This is a genomic window from Longimonas halophila (assembly GCF_002554705.1).
Classification (GTDB): Bacteria; Bacteroidota; Rhodothermia; order Rhodothermales; family Salinibacteraceae; genus Longimonas; species Longimonas halophila.
In genome coordinates, this window is the sequence record NZ_PDEP01000008.1 from 83472 (window position 1) to 101563 (window position 18092).

Here is an 18092-nt window from a genome sequence, read left to right on the forward strand (position 1 = left end):
ACGCAGGAGCGTTCATTCGCTGAGTCAACGGGGGACCGTTGACGTCAGGAGCAGACGTTCTGGGCGGTCCTTTTGGCATTGCTCCCACCCCGACGTGGCACACCGAGAGCCTGCACATACGCGACAGCGGACAACCAAGACATGCCTGTTCGGGGGCCACAACCCGGAGCGCATGAGCGGGAGGGCGCGGCCGGGGCTTATCCAAACAGAACAGGTTCTTAAACCGCAGGGTCGGCACATTGCGGCATGGACAAAGTACAGCCTACGTACTGTCTTCCAACCAATCTGCCGTTTGCTTATGGCTGATGCGCCGGTCTTTCGCCTCTACAATTCGATGACGCGTCAGGTGGATGCGGTGGAGCCGCTGGAGGACGGGCATCTGCGGTTTTATGCGTGTGGGCCTACGGTGTACACGTATGCGCACATCGGCAACTTTCGGTCGTTTCTGACGGCGGATCTCATCAACCGCACCGCGCAGGCGCTGGGCTGGGAGACCACCTTTGTGAGCAATGTGACGGACGTGGGGCACCTGACGCAGGACGACCTGGTCGATCCGGAGGGCGCCGATAAGATGGCGGCGGCGCTGGAGCGCGAGGGGCAGCGCTTTGCCAACATCTATGACCTGGCGCGCTACTATACGGGCGCGCTGCTCGACGACTGGCACGCGCTGAACCTGCAGAATCCGGATGTGCGCCCGCGCGCTACCGAGCACATTGCGCATCAGATTAAGGCGGTGGAGCGCCTGATGGAGCGCGGCCATGCCTACGAGACCGATCAGGGCGTCTACTTTTCGGTGGAGACGTTCCCCGAGTACGGTAAGCTCTCGGGCAACGAGGCGGCGGAGCAGCTGCAGGCTACCGAGCGCGAGACGGTTCAGGACCCGGACAAGAAAGATCCGCGCGATTTTGCGCTCTGGAAGAAGGATCCCGACCACCTGATGCAATGGCACAGTCCGTGGGGTTGGGGCTTTCCGGGGTGGCACATTGAGTGCTCGGCGATGTCGATGGCCTACCTGGGCGAGGCGTTCGACCTGCACACCGGCGGCGAAGACCTGGCGTTTCCGCATCATGAGTGCGAGGTCGCGCAGAATGAGTGCCTGACCGGCGCAACGTCGGTGCGCTACTGGGTGCACACGCGCTTTCTGCAGGTGGAGGGCGAAAAGATGTCGAAGTCCAGCGGCAACTTCTTCACCGTGCGCGATCTCATCGAGCCGCCCGAAGACGGCGGGCGCGGGGTGGATCCGCTGGCGCTGCGCTACACGCTGATGGCGGGGCAGTACCGCAAGCCGTTCAACTTCACGAAGAAGACGCTCTCCGACAGCGCGCGCATCATCCGCCGCTATCAGGACGCCGCTGAACAGGTTGAGGAGGCCTTGCAGGCGGACGAAGAGGGGCCCGACCACGCCGCCGACACGCTCCCCGACTGCTACGACGCCACCCTCGCCGCCATGTGCGACGACCTGAACACACCGAAGGCCCTCGCCACGGCGCTCGAAGGCGTAAAGTTCATCCAGGGCCTCGGGCGCGACCTGAACGGTGCCACCGCCCGCACCGCACAGCAGTGGCTGGTGGATACGAACGATCTGCTTGGCATCATCTGGCATCAGGGGGATGCGGAGGCCGCTGCCACAGGCGAGAATGCGGACCTCGCTACGAAGGTCAACGCCTTGCTCGACGAACGGGCTGCGGCGCGCGAATCTGGCGACTACGACCGGGCCGATGCCATCCGCGATGAACTCGACGCCATGGGCATCGAGGTGATGGACGCCCCCGACGGCACCACCTGGAAACGGAAGGCGGTGCTGTAATTTGTGGGGCGGTGCCCTGTCCGGACGGGTGCATCGTGGTCCCACAGGCGACACATCGGCGATGTGGCGCTACCGTTCATCCTCCGACCTATTCTGTCTATGTGGGCGCATTGCGATGCGCCCCTACTGTCGCCATATTTTGCCTGTATGGACGCATTGCGATGCGTCCCTACCGTCATATGTCAAATTATCATCTTCTGCTATGGATCTATTTGAACGACCGCGTCGGTTGCGTCGCACGGCGAACCTGCGGCGCATCAACTGCGAAACGCGCCTTTCAACGGATCATCTGATTGCTCCGCTCTTTGTGATGGCGGGCTCGGATGCGCAGGAGGAGGTATCCTCCATGCCGAACCAGTACCGCTACACGGTGGATCGGCTCGTGCGCGAGGCCGAGACGCTCCACGCACTGGGCATTCCCGGCGTGGCGCTCTTCCCTGCAATTCCGGAGGCGCAGAAAGACGCCACCGCCAGCGCCGCTACCGATCCCGACGGACTCTACCCGCGGGCGATTCGTGCGCTGAAGGAGGCCGTGCCCGAGCTGCTTGTCATGACCGACACTGCCCTCGATCCGTACTCCTCCGATGGCCACGACGGCATCGTCGAGGACGGCGTGATCGTGAACGACGCCACCGTCGAGCGCATGTGCGATATCGCCTGCACACAGGCCGAAGCCGGCGCCGACGTGATCGCACCGTCCGACATGATGGATGGGCGCGTGGGGGCCATCCGCACCGCACTGGATGCGGAAGGCTTTGCGGATACGGCGATTCTGTCATACACCGCCAAGTACGCCTCGGCCTACTACGGTCCGTTTCGGGATGCGCTGGACTCTGCTCCGGTCGAGGGCGACGACATCCCCGCCGACAAAGCCACCTACCAGATGGATCCCGCCAACAGCGATGAGGCGCTCCGCGAACTGCGCCTGGATCTACAGGAGGGGGCCGACATGGTCATGGTGAAGCCCGCGCTGCCGTACCTCGATATTATCCACCGCGTGAAGCAAGCCTCGGATGTTCCCGTGGCCGCCTACAACGTGAGCGGCGAGTACGCGATGATCTGCGCGGCCGGGCAAAACGGCTGGCTGGATACGAAAGCCACCGCCCTGGAGGCGCTCACGGCCATCCGGCGCGCGGGCGCCGACACGATCCTCACCTACTTTGCCAAAGACGCCGCCCGCTGGATTGCTGATGCGGCATAGATCCCAAGCCAGCCCCCCGTACGGGCGCACCGCCGGTGCGGCCTACCTGCTGCCGGTGATTCCAAACCCTTACCATCCCAAACCCAACCTCCAACCGACCATGCCAACCATTCCCCCGATCGACTACGGCGACCTGCAAGGCGGACTCGTCCGCATGATGGAGCGCTACCAGGACGAAGGCACCCTCACCGGCGACGCCGACGAGGACGACGCCATCCGTGCCGATGCCAATGCTGCCCTCCTCGGTCTGCTCTACGACCAGCGCGTGCGCGCTGAGTATGCGTTCACCGGACCGCTGCGCTTGAAGGAGCGCCTGGGTCACCTGGACATGGCCACGATCGCCGCAATGGACTTCGACGAGTTCCAGCCGATCTTTGCGGAGAAACCCGCGGTGCATCGCTTCACCAACAAGATGGCCGAGAACACGCAGAAGGTGGCGAAGATGATCGCTGAGGAGTACGACGGCGATGCGGCCAACATGTGGAACGATGGGGCCGACATCAACACGATCGAGAAGCGAATTAAGAAGCTGCCGGGCTTCGGGAAGGGCAAGGCCTCGAAGATCAAGTACGTGCTCCACTACTTCGGCCAGCGCGACTTTTCGTGAGAACGTTCAGACCTGACAGGTTTCCAAAACCTGTCAGGTCTAAAATTTCAGGAGCGGCCTCATAGCCCGGGACGTCCGCTGCGCTCCCAGTCCCGGGCTACAAGTCGCTAAACACGTACTCCGCCTTGTGACGCTGCTATTCAGGGGCACAACTGGCATGACCCTTCGGGCCCCTCCGCCCCGTGCGGGTTTTTAGGAAATGAGACTTGTCGGACGCGGGAGCGTCCTCGCTCCTGCGTCAATGCAGGAGCGTTGACGAGCAGGGGAAAAAGCCTCGTTCCCCCCGAACCCCGTCGGAAAAAGAGGAGATAGATGAAAGAGTGCCGGTTCGTCTGCTCCCCTGGAGAGGGGAGCGGTCGCGAACGCGACTGAGGGGTGGATACGGAACGGTCAGACCTGACAGGTTTCCAAACCCTGTCAGGTCTAAAAGCTCACAGTAGCGCGGGACTGGCCACGTCCCACGCATGAACAGTGCGCATTTTGCGCTCTGCACAACCCTTCGCATCCCACTGATTTATTACGACCTACCACATGACCGACACGCTCTGGCCGCTGCTGGAAACGCATCTGTTTGAGGTGCCTTCCACCGAGGAAGCCTTCAACCCGTACCGTGATCGCCATCCGGAGCTCGACCAGCCGGGGGCACCCGATGTGCGACGCGCAAACCTGCGCGGCTACCTCGACGCATTGCAGGCACCGCGTCTCTTTATGATGGCCGAAGCGCCCGGCCCGTGGGGCTGCCGCTTTACCGGCATCCCGATTACGAGCGAGGACCAGCTGCTCGACCCCGCGTTTCCGCTGTCGGGCCAGCGCACCAGCACCGCCGACGAGCCACACACCGAGTACAGCGGCTCCATCTTCTGGCGCGTGATGGCTCCGGCGTTCCCGCACTTCTTTATCTGGAACAGCGTGCCGTTGCATCCGCACGACGAGGGCGAGCCGCTCACCATCCGCACGCCGCGCCGCACGGAGGTGCGCGCGTGGAGCGACCTCACGCAGGGCTTGCTGGATGCGATGCAGCCGGAGCGCATTGTGGCGATTGGGCGCAAGGCCGAGCGCGCGTTCAACGAGTTGGAGGCCGACCCCATCTACGTGCGGCATCCCTCGCACGGCGGATCCAAGAAGTTTGCTGCGGGCATGGAGGCTATCCTGCGCGACATGGGCCTGCCCACCGCCGCCAACGCGTAGCCTGAACCGGTCTGTCAGGAAGCGGGAAGCATCCCTGCCGCGCCGCGTTGGCATGATCCGCCGTCTGTTTCGAAATGCCCTTGCTCTTGTGGAATCGACCGACCGCTGGCCTGCCATTCTTGCACTGCTGAGCGCCGACCGGTGGGTGCGTGCTGAAGACGTGGCCCCTCAACTTGGTATCAGTCCGCGCACAGTCTACCGCGAGATGCAGCGGCTTATGGATGCTGGTGCACCGGTCGAGGCGGCTCCTGGATATGGCTATCGGCTGGATGCAGAGCGGATGCGCTCGGTGCACAACCTGACCGATGACGAACGCGTGGCGCTGACGGTGGGGGCGGCGTGGGGCGCTGCACAGCTCAGCGGTCGGTGGCAGGCGGCGGCCCATAGCGTGCAGGCGGACCTCCAGGCTACGCTGCCCAAGGCCATGCAACGACGCGCCGCGTCGCTAACCGAAACGCATGTGCGCGGCCCAGCCCAGCCTGCTCCGCCGCGAGATACCGTGGCCCATCGCCTGCAGGACGCCATCGGGGCCGAGCAGACGGTGCGTCTGGAGCGTGGGAATGAGGCGGATGAAAATGCGGAGTCCGTCCTCCTGAATCCGTATGCGCTGGTTCGCGCCGGAACGGCGTGGCAGGTCGTCGGCTACGTGCATCAGACGGAGCGGGTGCAGCACATTGCGCTGTCCACGATCACCGATCTGCATACGACCGACACCACGTTCGAGCGTCCGCCGGGCTATCGGTCCACCGCGCGCCGGACTGCGTCCCCCGAACGGACGGTGCACGTGCGGTTCGATACCAAGGTGGCAGAGGCGGTGACGGCTCCTGCGGTGGCTACGGTTGTCGAGCGCGAGGCCACCCTGCAGGGCGTGCGCATGACGCTGCGCGTGGCACACGAGCGCGATCTGGTGCCGTGGCTATTGAGTTGGGGCGCCGAGGTGTACGTAGAAGCGCCCACCGCACTGCGCAACCAGCTTGTTGCGGTGGCACAGCGCATCGCCGAGCAGTATCCGGCGGCGCCCACGCTGCTGTCATAGCGCCTGCCTCTGATGCCAACGAATTTGTTGACGCTAAAAGTATGAATCTGTACACGTTGCTTGCGTTTGGACTGGTCGTGTACATCGTGCGGGACATGTTGCGGACGTGGACGAAGGCACGGGCCGAGGCCACCTCGGATGCGGCCCTGCGAGCCCGCGTGGCGACCCTCGAAGAGGCCCTTGATCAGCAGCAGGCCGCGCTTCAGACGGACATTGCTGCGCTGCGTGAGGAGCAGGATCACATGACCACGCGCCTGGAGCACCTGGAGACGATTGTAACCCACGAGGCATGGGAGCGGTGGGGCGAGGACGCGGCCTCCCGCATCGATCCGCCCGACCGACGGCCCGATGCCCCGGCCTCCGAGATTGCGGCCCAGTGGGCCCGGAAGATGCGTCCGTAGATCCAGATAGATTCTGACGGGATCGTAAAGCCCCCTGCATCCCTCGAAAAAATGACCCGCATGGTTGCGATTGGGTACAGCAACCCGCACATTGGAAGTGGTACGCATCATAGGGGCTCCACCATGAGAATACACTTGACTTATTATCCGAGTGCTATGTTTGTAACGTCTATCTAACTCGGGGTGGAATGAAACTTGTGGTCTGTACCACGGGCCTGCGACGTTGCTGCGTAGGCTGCTATCGACCTTGTGTACTCATTGTGTTGCATATGGCTACCGACGATCCATTGCTGTGCAGTTCGTGTTCGATGCTTGGCGAGCCGCTCTGGCGAAGCCGGGCCCGGCTGTATCCCACCTACATTGAGCTTTCTGGGTGGTCGTGGACGGGGCGCACGGTGTACCGCCTGCCTATCGAGACGATTCAGCATGTGCGGTGGTGGGGCGGCAAGCGCGACATTAACCTGGAGATTACGCTTGCAAGTGGAAAAATAGTGGCGCTGTATCTGGAGGAAAGTGCCGGTACGTGGAACTATACGCTGCGCCGCCTGCGCGAAGAAAACATGATAGCATCGGAGGGAGACGCGAGCGCGGACGCGGTACGCGATGCGCAGAGCACAGCCCCTGCAACTGATCCAGATAGAAGCGCAGACCCGTCGCCCTCTGGAGATACGCTTCCGGAACGCACTGCGCCGCATCGGGTCGGAATAGCACCGTCGTAAGTCCTCCTTTCCTATGCTGTACCTCTGCTATGGCTCGACCTCTTGCTGCTGCACTGCTTCTTGCTCTGTTTGTCGGATTCGGATCGGCGGCAGCGCAGTCGGTTGATCATATCGACGACGAGGACCTCGCCGCGGCACTGGCTGAGGTCGATGAGCTCCGGAAAAACGGCGAGTTTGGGGCTGCCTACGGGCGGCTAAACGACATCCAGGGCGAGTATCCCGACCGGGCCGAAGTGCTCTGGCGCATGGCAGCTACCGAGGTGAACATGGGCGAGCAGCGCGGCAACAGCACCTCCTTTTTCGAACGTGGTCTGGAGACAGCCAACGCAGCCCTCGAAGCGGATTCCTCGAACGGATACGCGCACTTTGCCCGTTCAATGGCTGAAGGCCGCCTGGCGTTAGCGGCCGGCACGCGCGAGCGCATCGAACGGTCGCGCGCGGTGAAGCACCATGCCGACCGCGCGATCGAGCTCGAAGATGACATCGACGGTGCGTATAACGCGCGGGGACAGTGGAACCGCGAGGTGGCCAGCCTCGGTTTTATGTCGCGTGCCATTGTGCGCACGGTCTACGGCGGACTGCCCGATGCCTCGTATGAGCAGGCTGTGGAGGACTTTCAGGCTGCTATCGAAATCGAAGATCGCATCTTGCACCGCTACGAACTGGCGCGCACCTACGCGATCATGGAGCGCCCCGAGGATGCCCGCGAACAGATCGACATTCTGCTCGATATGCCGGAGGTCTACTACAACGACGCCGATCTGAAAGAGCAGGCGCGCGACCTCCGCAACGATCTGTAACGTCTTTGGTCTGCAGGGGCCGCCTGCCCTCTTCGAGACCGCCTCTTCTGATGTGTCTAACCTACCCACGCTTCCCGTTGTATGGCCTATTCTGCGGAAATTAGCCGCGAACAGCCCACTGCCTTTCTCTTTCTGCTGGACCAGTCGGCCTCTATGCAAGACCGCTTTGGGGGGGCGGAGCAGAAGGGTGATGCCGCGCCCAGCAAGGCCCGCGTCTTATCGGACACGGTGAACCGGCTGATGCAGAACCTGGTCTTGCGCTGCGCGAAGGAGGATGGCGTGCGCGACTACTTCCACATCGGCGTAATTGGCTATGGCGAGCGCGTGCAGCCGCTCATCGAACCCAGCGAAGAGGTGCAGAACAGCACGGGGCTCATCCCCATCAGTCACCTGGCTGAGCGCCCGAAGCGCATGGACGAGCGCCTGCGCGAGGTGGATACCGGCGACGGGCGCACCGAAGAGAAGCGCGTAAAAGTGCCCGTGTGGTTCGATCCGCACGCTAAGAACGGCACGCCCATGTGCCAGGCGCTCGATCTGGCCGCGCAGTCGGTGCGCACGTGGATCGACCAGCATCCGCACAGCTTTCCACCGGTCGTGCTGAACGTAACCGACGGCGAGGCCACCGATGGCGAGCCGCTCCGCTACGCCCAACAGCTCCGCAGCTTTGCCACCGACGACGGCGAGGTGCTGCTTTTTAACGTGCATCTGTCCTCCTCGGAGGCGCCCGCCGTGGAGTTGCCCTCGGCCGCCGGCGAGCTGCCCCGCACCGACGAGTACGCCGAAACGCTCTATCAGATGTCGAGCACGCTGCCTTTCTCCATGCGCGCTGCCGCCGAGCAAGAGGGCTACACGGTCAACCTGGATACACGCGGCTTTGTCTTCAACGCCGACCCGGTGGCGCTTGTGCGGTTTTTGGAAATCGGCACGCGCCCCAGCAATCTGCGGTAGGTGGAAGGGTGGATGTAATGGAGGTGTGGAAGAATGGGGGGGAAGTAAGGAATGCGAGTGTTCTGTCACACGTCATTGTTTGAGTCGTTTGAGAGCACGGGATCGCGCCCACTAAATCTCCCTTTGAGGGAGACATGTTTAGCGATGTGCCATCCAGGGGACATGCAGTGCCGACAGTGGTCGGCACAAGTTGCCGATGGCATTCGCCCTTCAATACGAAAAATGCCCTGGGGTGAACGGTCCCCCGTTCGCCTGCTTCTCGTGTATCGCTACTGATGGTAAAGATCTGACAGGTCTTTGGAGACCTGTCAGATCTATTCGGGCCCGAATTATCATCCCGCACAAGTCCCTGCCCCTCATGAACGCATCGCTGCAGGTGCTAAGCGTCCCCAAAGCCGGGCACACCGATGCCGAAAACGAGGACGCCGCCGCGTACAAGGCAGAAAGCTGGCCCCTGCACGCAGCCGTCGCTGACGGGGCTACCGAATCCGCGTTCTCGCGCACATGGGCCCAGCTGCTGGTGGAGCGCTCCCTGGCGGAGGGCATCCTGGCACCGACCGAGACCGCCCTTACGGCGTGGCGCACGGCCTGGCGCACGGCCGTGGACCCGAAGGTGCAGGCCCAGCCCTGGTACGTGGCCGCTAAGACCGAACAGGGCGCCCACGCTACGTATCTCCACCTGCAATGTACCGCAAATGGCGACTGGCAGGCGGCCCGCGTGGGCGACTGCGTGCTCTTCCACATCCGAAACCGCACGCTCCAGGCCACGTGGCCGGATATGGAAGCAGGTTCGTTCAACCACCGTCCCGACCTCGTATCCACCCAGCCCGGTCACGCGCCCACGGTGCACACTACATGCGGCACCTGGCAGCCGGGCGATGCGTTTTTGCTTGCCACCGATGCTGCCGCTGCGTGGCTCCTTCAGACAGGTGCTGCACCTGCGCTGGAATGGACGCCCGACGCGTTTCGGGACGCCGCCCAGGCCGCCCGTACGCAGGGCACGCTTCGCAATGATGACACCACCGTACTGCGTTTCGTTCTCTCGTCCTAATGCCTCGTCATGGCCAGCTACCCTACGCCCAGCGCCTATCAGGAAGCCGTTCAGTTCCCCGAGTCTGCCTTTCTGGATGAGACGCTGCAAAACGCCACCCCGCGCACTAACGTGCTGGGACTGCCGCAGCCCATCAGCGGGGCGTTCGCGGTGGTCTTTCCCATGACCGACGCCCACAACCAGCGCTGGGCTGCCAAGTGCTTCCTGACGGATGTGCCCGACCAGCAGGCACGCTACGAAGCCATCGCCGCGCACCTGTCCGAGCACGACCTGCCCGCGCTCGTCACGTTCGACTACCAGCAACCGGGCATTCGCGTAGAAGGCACCGCGTACCCGCTGCTCAAAATGGAGTGGGTCGAAGGCACCGCGCTAAACACGTGGATCCGCACGCACCGCGACGATCCCGACGCGCTCCGGGCCCTGGCCAAGGTCTGGACCGACCTGCTCGCCGATCTGGAGGCGGCCCAGATTGCTCATGGCGACCTGCAGCACGGCAATGTCCTCGTGGTCGATACCGACAGCGGCCCGGCGCTTCGCCTGGTTGACTACGACACCCTGTACGTGCCCGCGCTCGACGGACGCCAAAGCCCGGAGGTCGGCCACCGCAACTACCAGCACCCTGACCGCACCGAACGCGATTTCGGCCCCGCGCTCGACCGCTTTGCCGGACTCGTCATCTACACTGCCATCCAGGCCACCCGCGTGCGCCCCGCCCTCTGGGACCGCTTCGACACCGGCGAGAACCTGCTCTTCCGCGACAGCGACTTCTACGAGCCCGAGCAGTCCCCGCTCTTTCAGGTTTTGGGGGATACGGAGGCCATCGCCCCATTGGTAGCACATCTCGAAACCGCCTGCTACCAATCGCCCGAGCAGGTGCCCACGCTTGCACAGGCCCGCGACGGCACCGCCGAGGTCCCCGCTCGTTCGCGTGAGGAGTTCGCCTCCACCCGACGCGCAGCACGCACCACCGCACGAACGGCTCCGCGCTCCCGATGGGCCACGCTCGCCCTGCCGCTCCTGGCTATGGGCCTCGTGCTGGCAGCCGTCTTTGGCTGGACCGTGAACGTGTGGGTTGGATTCGGCCTGGGGGCCGCCGTTGCTATTGGATGGGGCACCGGTGTGGCGTATCAGTACCGCGCGCATCCGATTGTGCGTCGGCAGCGCCGACTGCAGCACGAAGCCGACCGCTACACCGCGCTCATCGAGACGATGGAGCGGGAGCTGGAGACGCTTGCTGAGCAAAAGTCCGATGTGAAGTCATCCGTAGAGGAGCGCCGCGACGAACGGCTGGAGGAGGTGCAAGACGAAGCCCTCTACGACAAACTGAAGCACCACTTCATTGGCGAAGTCGGCGCAGTCGACGGCGTAAAGCACCGCGATGTGGTGCGTCTGAAAGCAAACAACATCCGGACCGCCTACGAAGCCACGCCCGAAGCACTGTCTGAGGTGCGGCGCATCCGCGATACCACGAAGGCGCGCATCAACATGTGGAGGAGCAGCCTGGTGCAGCACTACGCCGATGCGCTCCCCACGAAGCTCTCGCCTGCCGAGGAGCGGCGGTTGCAGCGTTACATTGCCCGGCGGGTGGAGCGCATCGAGACCGAGGCCGCCCGTGTGCGCGAGAAGATTCGCGTGTACGAGGCCGAGCGCCGTCGCACGAACGCGCGCCAGGAAGAGCAGCCGTCGCTTTCGGTTCGGCGCTACCTGACGCATCTCGTGTACCTCACCGATCTCCCGAAAAGTGATCTCGGGCCGCCGCGTCCATCAAGCCCATCCACGAACGGACAGGCATCAGCAGACGCTTCGCCCGAACGCCCCGCGCCGGTTAGCGAGGGCCCATGGTGGACACAGGGCACGACGTGATCTTCGAGCGGCTATTCGCCATCGAGGAGTTCGTCAACGGTGGTTTCGGAGCGGCCTTCTTCGGGCGTGTCGCGGACAAGAGCGAGAATGGCGGCGTGGGGCACGATGAGATAGTCGGTGCCTTCGAAGCGAATTTCAGTGGCTTTTTCGCGCAGGAAGAACGCATAGTCGCCTACCTCGGCTTGCAAGGGCAGATAGCGGATCGGCCGCTCAGTTTGCTTCCAGGTTTCGCTCTCTGAGTACTCAGGATTCGGCGTCAGATACCCGGGGCCCGTTTTGATGATGCGCCCACCCTTTACCTCTTCCTGCGCTGACACCGTAGCGGGTAAGAGCAGCCCCGAGTCGGTTTTCTGTTCACCCTGGCGCGGTTGAATGAGGACTCGGTCGCCTACAACGAGAAGCGTGCTCATGAACGTGTGTGATCGTAGGAAAAATACATGCGTATCCCGTACGACCCGATCAGGGAGCGGTTCATCTGAGCGCGGGCTGGCGAAACCTGTTGCTACTTTTCAACAGGAACCTTGAGTGAACGAGAACCTGTGCGCTTACGCCGTGCCCAGCGGATCCCAAATGCGTTTCATGGGAAGCGTGAAGCCTTCAACGACCGTGTTGGCAGTCACGCGGTCGGGGCGATCGAGCACCTCGGGGGGATCATCGGGCGTGTAGGTCGTGACGGTCTCGGTCTGCGGGTCGATGAGCCAGCCCAGGCGGACGCCCGCTCGCACGTACTCGTTCATCTTGTGTTTGAGCGCGTGCAGCGGATCGGTTGGCGAGCGCAGTTCAATCACAAAGTCGGGGGCCAGCGGCACAAATCCTGCACGTTCGTCCTCGGTGAGCGCCAGGTATCGCTCGCGCTGTACCCACGCCGCATCGGGCATGCGGTGCGCGCCGTTCGGAAGCCGAAACATGGTGCTGGAATCGAAGGCGATGCCGGTGCCGTCGTCCTCGGCCCATTCATCCAGGTAGCGCATGATGCGCGTGTTACGTGCTCCAGATAGGCCACCGGTTGGACTCATGATAAGGAGGGATCCGTCGGGATTCTGTTCGATGTGGAGGGTGTCGTTTTCCTGACAGAGCGCAGCAAATCCCGCATCCGAAAGCGGATGCTCAAAGTGGATCTGCATGCGCTCGTGCGGCAGCACCGGACGGATCGTTAGCGCCGTAGCACGGTCGGGGGCACGGTCGGCAACATCAGGCATAGCCAGTTAGCAAGTTGGGCAGAGGGCTGCGCTGTGCATGAGTGACCTCGACATCGAGGGAGCGTCTATACCGCCGGGCAGTCATTCCGTTGCCTGTGCTTCCACGACCCGCACGCCGTTCCAGAACGCCACATGGTCTTTGATGTGGGTAGCTTTCTCCTTCGGCTCGGGGTAGTACCACGCGGCGTTTTCGTTGCGTTCATCGCCCACCACCACATCGTAGTACGAGGCGCGCCCCTTCCACGGGCAGGTCGTTTGGTGGTCGCTCTCTGCAAAAAACGTCTCGTTAATGGATTCGGGCGGGAAGTAGTGGTTGCCTTCTACAACGACGGTGCTGTCGCTTTCGGCCAGTACGGTGTCATTCCAGATCGCTTGCATAGTGGTCTTACGGGATTGGTTACGGAGTACGAAAGAGGAAGGCGAGCATCCAAAGCGCCAGGATGCCGCGCAGCGTCCATGCAATGGTGCGGAGCCAGTTGGAGCGCACGAGCCAGGTGTGGGTGTAGGCGTCGAAGCCACTGGTGAGCATGCCGTGCAGCGGCGCCTGCACGAGTCCGGTACTGACCCAGATGAGGGCAAGCAGTCCAAGCCCGGTCCACACCTGCGCCGACGGCACCAACGCCGCGTATCCCGCTGCCAACAGACCTGCTGTAGCAAGTTCAACCAGCATCACCGGTCCTACGATCCACGTGATGCGCTGCATGTGGAGCGCCTGGTACGTTGCGTACGTTTCGGGACCCACCTGCGCGAAAAGCGGATAGTGGACGAGCTGCATCACCCAGATGACGCCGACCATGGTCCACGTGGCACCGGCGTGCACGAGCAATAGGGTAGCGGGATGCAGTGCGTTGGGCATGATACCGGAGCAGCGTCTCGGGTTAGGCAGGCACGGAGCGATCCGTGCGGATGGCCTCGGCGGCCATGCGTCCGGTGCCCATCGCATCGTTGATAGAGGCAGTGCGCAGGTAGTCGCCGCAGACGTACACGCCGTCATGGTGGCGCACCATGTTGGCATCGTGCCGCACAGATGGCGGGGTTTGATCGGGCAATGCGTGTTCGATCCGGTAGGTGCGCAGGTGCGTCCATCCGCCTGCGGGCAGCCCAAACCAGTCGATGAGTTCGCGGCGCACGGTGCGTTCGAGCGCGTCGTCGTCTTCAAGCGGATCGCCCACAACAACCGCCGAGATGAGGGTTTCGCCGTCGGGGGCGTACGAGGGCGCCACATCCGACATAACGGCCACGTTGTTCAGCAGGCCGTCCTGGTCGCCGTTGAGCGCGAGGATGGGATCGTCAAGCGGCGATTCGGGTGCGGCGTAGTAGAGGCAGGTGGTGCTGCGCTGCTTCGTAGAGATGGTTTCGTCGCCGAGCAGGTTATGGGCGGCGGGGGCGTCGGTTGCGATTACGATGGCAGAAGCTGGTGCGGACGTTCCATCGTCGAACCGCACCTGATTGTTTTCGAGAGCGGCAACCTGCGTGTTGAGGTCGATGCTGCTGGAGGGCAACTGCGCGGCCAGTTGGTTGGGAATGGCCTGCATGCCCTGCGCCGGAACCGTCGTATCTCCCTCGGCAAACATCTTGAACAAGAACTCGAACAGGCGGCTGGAGGCCTGGAGCTCCGTATCGAAAAAGATGCCGCCAAAGAACGGACGGAAGAAGCGGTCGATCATCAGGTCCGAGAAGCCCCAGCGCGTGGCCAGCACTTGGCGAGTAGGCTGCTCGGGCTGGCTGAATATTTCGTTGATCGACTGTGCAGTGAGGGCGCTGCGCATGCGGGCGACGCGCAGTTTGTCGGCGAGGGTGCCCACGGGGGCAAAGAGCGTACGCGGCGCGTCGAATGGATGCCGGAACGGGTCGGCAATGCGGTGGAAGTGGCCGTGCGTGCGCACCAGCGCTCCGTCATAAAACGGCTGCAGGTTGAGTGCGTCGTAGTCGAGCAGCGCCTGGCATTCGGGGTAGGCAGTGAGTAGCACCTGGAAGCCGCGATCGAGCGTGAACCCCTCAACGGAATCGGTACGCACACGCCCCCCAACGGCATCGGCGGCATCGATCAGACGAAACGGGATGTTGGCGCGATGAAGATATGTAGCGCAGGTCAGACCGGCTAACCCGGCACCAACAATCGTTACGGGATGGGTAGTCAACGGTGAATACACGGTTTGGAGTGAGGTGGAGTAATTCTACAATCTGTTTACGGAGGGCCCGGCGTGGGGGATCAGGTCGGCTTGTAATTGTATCGCAATAGCATTTCTTGAGATCCGTTCGGCTACATGCGCTGCGGCTGATGCGGACGCAGTGTGCGTCCAAGCGCATGACGCAACGCTGCGGGCAGTTCGCCGAACGTCCACGTAAAGCCGTGCGCTGTGAGCCGCGCCGGGCGGGCACGGATGCTCTTGAGCGCCATCGCATCGGCAGCCTCGCCGCTTACGGCGCGAATGAGCGCTTCGGGGATGCGCCAGGGCGTAGGCCGACTGAAAATCGTGCCCAGCGTGTCAACGAGCGTACGCATCCGTACGGGGGCGGGCGCGGTGGCGTTGACGGGTCCGGCGAGCGTGTCATCGTGCAGCGTGTGCACGATGCTGCCGAGCAGGTCGTCGAGGGCAATCCACGGCACAAAGGCGGTGCCGCGTCCGGGCGTGCCGCCGAGTCCGGCCTGCACGAGCGGGGATAGCACCTGCAGCGCTCCGCCATTGGCCGCAAGCACGACGCCAATGCGCAGGTTTACGGTGCGAATGCCGGCGGATTCGGCGGGGGCGGTAGCGCCCTCCCACGCGGCGCACACCTCGCCCAGGAAGTCAGTCGTGCGCGGGGCGTTGGCTTCGGTGACGGGCGTGTCGCCGCGGTCGCCGTAGGCCCCGACAGCCGAGGCGGAGATGAATGTGTCGGGCGGGTCGTTGAGCGAAGCGAGGGCGTCGGCCAGCAGGCGCGTACCACGGACCCGGCTGTCGAAGATGCGCGCTTTTTTGGTAGCGGTCCAGCGTGGGGCAAAGACGTTTTCCCCGGCCAGATGCACCACGGCATCCACCGAAGCGAGCGCCTCTGCATCCACCTGCCCCGTGCTGGGGTTCCACGTAATCTCATCGGGGCGTGTGGCAGAGCGGCGGACCAGGCGGCGCACGGGGTATCCGCCCGTACGCAGAAAAGCGACCAGCGCCCGGCCTACGAGTCCGCTGCTGCCACTTACAGCGACGGTGGGCCGTGCGGTATCGTAGCGGGCATGCAGATCCAGGTCGTGCCGGGTGATGCGGTGGCGATATGCAAACTGGCGGCGCAGCTCGGGCTCTGCAAGGTAGGGCGCCAGGGCCGTGCTTAGCGGCGCAAGCGGGAGGTCGTACGTGATGTCGTCAACGAGGCGGCTGCGCGTGTCGCTGATAGGCTCGAAGCGATGCGTGTGGTTCCACTGCTTGAACGGCCCCTGGACCTGCCGATCGCAGAACTGGCGTCTGGCAATGTGACTGTGGTGCTCGGCGATCCAGGTGAGGGCCAGCGGCTCGTAGCCGAGTCGGATGACCGCACGCTCGCCATTTTCGATGCCCTCGAACGCGGCCAACTGCACCGGGGCCCACGGCGGCGTGAGGCGCTCGAAGGCGCCCGGACGCGCATGCCAGTCGTAGAGCGCCTGGGCAGAAACGTCGAGCACCGAGGGAAAGCGAAGGGTGGGCATGAAGGCTGTGTTTTATTGGGTGGCAGATTTGACGGGGCGCGTTACAGCCGGGGACGTTCCAGTCCCCGGCTAACTGGGGCTTTGCTAACGGGGGCGTTTTTGCTCTTGTGTGACCGCATGGCGTTGTGCGTGGGGCGGGTTGCGAGCCGCCGCCTTTTCAGCGCACCTCGTCGTAGGCGGCCATGGCAGCATCGCGCGCCTGGCTGTGATCTACAATGGGCTTGGGATAGGTGTCGCCCAGCGTGATGCCGGCCTTGCGAAGCGTGCGGGTGCTGGCCTCCCAGGGTGCGTGCAGGTCACTTGTGGGCAGGTCGCGTAGTTCGGGCACCCATCGGCGCACGTAGTCGCCGTTCGGGTCGTGGCGCTCGCCCTGCGATACCGGGTTGAAGATGCGGAAGAACGGCTGCGCATCGGCGCCGGAGCCCGCAGACCACTGCCAGCCCATCGCGTTGTTGGCGAGGTTGCCGTCGACCAGATGGTCCCAGAACCAGCGCTCGCCGTGGTACCAGTGGATGAGCAGGTCTTTCGTGAGGAACGACCCCACGATCATGCGCACGCGGTTGTGCATCCAGCCGGTTTCGCGAAGCTGACGCATGCCCGCATCCACGATTGGATAGCCGGTCTGACCCTGCTGCCAGCGCTGCAGCGCCTCCGCGTCGTCGGTCCAGGCAAAGTCCTTGAACTTATCGCGGTAGGTTTCATCCGGAATCGTGGGGTAGTGGTGCACCATGTGGTACGCAAACTCGCGCCACACCAACTCCTGCAGATAGGGCTTGGCCTCCTCGTGGGCATCGTTGGCGTCGGCCCAGTCGGTGACGGCCTGCCACACCTGCAACGGACTGATTTCGCCGTGGTGCAGGTACGGCGAGAGCCGCGAGGTGCCGTCATGGTCGGGACGGTCGCGCTCGGTTTCGTAGTCGGCAATCACGTGGTTGAGCGTGTACTGCAGCCGCTCGTGCGCCGCCGCTTCGCCAGGGGTCCACGTGTCGGCCAGTCCGCCGGTCCAGTCGGTGCCGTCGTGGTGTTTGGGATGCAGACGCAGGTCGTGCACCGAAGTGCTGTCGGGCCAGGCGTCGGGCACGGTGCCCGAGAGGTCGGGCGCACCAAGTGGCGGCGCGTCGGTGCGGAGCAGATCGTGGCCGGTCACCTTCTTCCAGAACGGCGTGTAGACGTGGTAGGGCCCGCCGCTGGTCGTTTCGACGCCTTCGGGGTCGTGTAGCAGTTGGGTTTCGTGGAATACGGGGGTGCATCCCGCTGCGTTGAGCGCATCGGCAACTGTTTGGGCCTGAGCGGCGAGCGTGGGCTCGTAGCGCTGATTCCAGTGCAGATGTGTGGCCCCGACGGATTCCGCGCAGTCCAGAAGCGCCTGCTCAGCCGGGCCCTCTCGCAGGATGAGCCGCGACCCTGCTGCTTCGAGATCGGATCGCAGCGACTGCAGGCTCTTGTGCAGCCACCACCGATGCGCCCCGCCCGGTTGCCACGGCGCTTCGCCGTCTGGATCCCACACAAACACGGGCACAACCGCCCCCTGTTGGGCAGCGTCGTGGAGAGCGGGATTGTCGCACAGGCGCAGGTCGTGGCGCAGCCATACGAGGGAGACGTTGGGCATAT

The 18092-nt window shown here is 63.7% G+C and carries 18 protein-coding genes; 11 read left to right on the forward strand and 7 right to left on the reverse strand.

Annotated features, from left to right (window positions below; genetic code table 11):
• The first annotated feature begins 298 nt into the window (after positions 1-298).
• The 11 genes from cysS to CRI93_RS09605 all read left to right on the forward strand — a co-directional run bounded on the left by cysS (position 299) and on the right by CRI93_RS09605 (position 11621).
• Positions 299-1807, forward strand: coding sequence for a cysteine--tRNA ligase (cysS, locus tag CRI93_RS09555; protein ID WP_245850435.1), 1509 nt, complete (start codon positions 299-301; stop codon positions 1805-1807).
• A gap of 202 nt (positions 1808-2009) precedes the next feature.
• Positions 2010-3008, forward strand: coding sequence for a porphobilinogen synthase (gene hemB / locus CRI93_RS09560; RefSeq protein WP_098062413.1), 999 nt, complete (start codon positions 2010-2012; stop codon positions 3006-3008).
• 100 nt (positions 3009-3108) lie between these two features.
• Positions 3109-3615 (forward strand): HhH-GDP family DNA glycosylase, encoded by a 507-nt coding sequence (locus CRI93_RS09565; RefSeq protein WP_098062511.1) that lies wholly within the window; start codon positions 3109-3111, stop codon positions 3613-3615.
• A 531-nt stretch (positions 3616-4146) separates the two neighbouring features.
• Positions 4147-4803 (forward strand): uracil-DNA glycosylase, encoded by a 657-nt coding sequence (locus CRI93_RS09570; protein ID WP_098062414.1) that lies wholly within the window; start codon positions 4147-4149, stop codon positions 4801-4803.
• A 52-nt stretch (positions 4804-4855) separates the two neighbouring features.
• The gene (locus tag CRI93_RS09575; protein WP_098062415.1) at positions 4856-5839 is read left to right on the forward strand and encodes a helix-turn-helix transcriptional regulator; all 984 of its coding nucleotides are present in this window, start codon (positions 4856-4858) and stop codon (positions 5837-5839) included.
• Positions 5840-5880: 41 nt separating this feature from the next.
• Positions 5881-6240 (forward strand): hypothetical protein, encoded by a 360-nt coding sequence (locus tag CRI93_RS09580; protein WP_098062416.1) that lies wholly within the window; start codon positions 5881-5883, stop codon positions 6238-6240.
• A 269-nt stretch (positions 6241-6509) separates the two neighbouring features.
• On the forward strand, positions 6510-6959 hold the full coding sequence (locus CRI93_RS09585; protein WP_098062417.1) for a hypothetical protein: 450 nt from the start codon (positions 6510-6512) through the stop codon (positions 6957-6959).
• Between the two features lie 29 nt (positions 6960-6988).
• Complete coding sequence (locus CRI93_RS09590; RefSeq protein WP_098062418.1) at positions 6989-7759, forward strand: hypothetical protein; 771 nt, start codon at positions 6989-6991, stop codon at positions 7757-7759.
• A gap of 81 nt (positions 7760-7840) precedes the next feature.
• A complete protein-coding gene (locus CRI93_RS09595; RefSeq protein WP_098062419.1) occupies positions 7841-8707 on the forward strand; it encodes a vWA domain-containing protein in 867 nt (288 codons plus the stop codon).
• 358 nt (positions 8708-9065) lie between these two features.
• Positions 9066-9758 carry a protein phosphatase 2C domain-containing protein gene (locus CRI93_RS09600; protein WP_176521816.1) on the forward strand — a complete coding sequence of 231 codons (693 nt, stop codon included), beginning with the start codon at positions 9066-9068 and terminating at the stop codon, positions 9756-9758.
• Between the two features lie 9 nt (positions 9759-9767).
• Positions 9768-11621, forward strand: coding sequence for a protein kinase family protein (locus tag CRI93_RS09605; RefSeq protein WP_176521817.1), 1854 nt, complete (start codon positions 9768-9770; stop codon positions 11619-11621).
• Positions 11622-11632: 11 nt separating this feature from the next.
• Here CRI93_RS09605 and CRI93_RS09610 read toward each other — a convergent pair whose 3' ends face one another.
• The 7 genes from CRI93_RS09610 to CRI93_RS09640 all read right to left on the reverse strand — a co-directional run bounded on the left by CRI93_RS09610 (position 11633) and on the right by CRI93_RS09640 (position 18090).
• Positions 11633-12031: a co-chaperone GroES gene (locus CRI93_RS09610; RefSeq protein WP_098062421.1), complete on the reverse strand. Its 399-nt coding sequence runs from the start codon at positions 12029-12031 to the stop codon at positions 11633-11635.
• Between the two features lie 135 nt (positions 12032-12166).
• Complete coding sequence (locus tag CRI93_RS09615; protein ID WP_217992524.1) at positions 12167-12820, reverse strand: Uma2 family endonuclease; 654 nt, start codon at positions 12818-12820, stop codon at positions 12167-12169.
• An 81-nt stretch (positions 12821-12901) separates the two neighbouring features.
• Positions 12902-13198, reverse strand: a complete 297-nt coding sequence (locus CRI93_RS09620) for a DUF427 domain-containing protein (RefSeq protein ID WP_098062422.1) — start codon at positions 13196-13198, stop codon at positions 12902-12904.
• 19 nt (positions 13199-13217) lie between these two features.
• Positions 13218-13676, reverse strand: coding sequence for a hypothetical protein (locus CRI93_RS09625; protein ID WP_098062423.1), 459 nt, complete (start codon positions 13674-13676; stop codon positions 13218-13220).
• A gap of 22 nt (positions 13677-13698) precedes the next feature.
• Positions 13699-14961 carry a protoporphyrinogen/coproporphyrinogen oxidase gene (locus tag CRI93_RS09630; RefSeq protein WP_098062424.1) on the reverse strand — a complete coding sequence of 421 codons (1263 nt, stop codon included), beginning with the start codon at positions 14959-14961 and terminating at the stop codon, positions 13699-13701.
• A 122-nt stretch (positions 14962-15083) separates the two neighbouring features.
• Entirely contained in the window at positions 15084-16481 is a 1398-nt protein-coding gene (locus tag CRI93_RS09635; protein ID WP_098062425.1) for a TIGR01777 family oxidoreductase, read from the reverse strand.
• Between the two features lie 157 nt (positions 16482-16638).
• Positions 16639-18090, reverse strand: coding sequence for a cryptochrome/photolyase family protein (locus tag CRI93_RS09640; protein WP_098062426.1), 1452 nt, complete (start codon positions 18088-18090; stop codon positions 16639-16641).
• Between the last annotated feature and the right edge of the window lie 2 nt (positions 18091-18092).

Bases quoted from the DNA above. Each gene is read 5' to 3' on its own strand.
- cysS (WP_245850435.1), top strand. From the start codon at position 299: ATGGCTGATGCGCCGGTCTTTCGCCTCTACAATTCGATGACGCGTCAG.
- hemB (WP_098062413.1), top strand. From the start codon at position 2,010: ATGGATCTATTTGAACGACCGCGTCGGTTGCGTCGCACGGCGAACCTG.
- CRI93_RS09565 (WP_098062511.1), top strand. From the start codon at position 3,109: ATGCCAACCATTCCCCCGATCGACTACGGCGACCTGCAAGGCGGACTC.
- CRI93_RS09570 (WP_098062414.1), top strand. From the start codon at position 4,147: ATGACCGACACGCTCTGGCCGCTGCTGGAAACGCATCTGTTTGAGGTG.
- CRI93_RS09575 (WP_098062415.1), top strand. From the start codon at position 4,856: ATGATCCGCCGTCTGTTTCGAAATGCCCTTGCTCTTGTGGAATCGACC.
- CRI93_RS09580 (WP_098062416.1), top strand. From the start codon at position 5,881: ATGAATCTGTACACGTTGCTTGCGTTTGGACTGGTCGTGTACATCGTG.
- CRI93_RS09585 (WP_098062417.1), top strand. From the start codon at position 6,510: ATGGCTACCGACGATCCATTGCTGTGCAGTTCGTGTTCGATGCTTGGC.
- CRI93_RS09590 (WP_098062418.1), top strand. From the start codon at position 6,989: ATGGCTCGACCTCTTGCTGCTGCACTGCTTCTTGCTCTGTTTGTCGGA.
- CRI93_RS09595 (WP_098062419.1), top strand. From the start codon at position 7,841: ATGGCCTATTCTGCGGAAATTAGCCGCGAACAGCCCACTGCCTTTCTC.
- CRI93_RS09600 (WP_176521816.1), top strand. From the start codon at position 9,066: ATGAACGCATCGCTGCAGGTGCTAAGCGTCCCCAAAGCCGGGCACACC.
- CRI93_RS09605 (WP_176521817.1), top strand. From the start codon at position 9,768: ATGGCCAGCTACCCTACGCCCAGCGCCTATCAGGAAGCCGTTCAGTTC.
- CRI93_RS09610 (WP_098062421.1), bottom strand. From the start codon at position 12,031: ATGAGCACGCTTCTCGTTGTAGGCGACCGAGTCCTCATTCAACCGCGC.
- CRI93_RS09615 (WP_217992524.1), bottom strand. From the start codon at position 12,820: ATGCCTGATGTTGCCGACCGTGCCCCCGACCGTGCTACGGCGCTAACG.
- CRI93_RS09620 (WP_098062422.1), bottom strand. From the start codon at position 13,198: ATGCAAGCGATCTGGAATGACACCGTACTGGCCGAAAGCGACAGCACC.
- CRI93_RS09625 (WP_098062423.1), bottom strand. From the start codon at position 13,676: ATGCCCAACGCACTGCATCCCGCTACCCTATTGCTCGTGCACGCCGGT.
- CRI93_RS09635 (WP_098062425.1), bottom strand. From the start codon at position 16,481: ATGCCCACCCTTCGCTTTCCCTCGGTGCTCGACGTTTCTGCCCAGGCG.
- CRI93_RS09640 (WP_098062426.1), bottom strand. From the start codon at position 18,090: ATGCCCAACGTCTCCCTCGTATGGCTGCGCCACGACCTGCGCCTGTGC.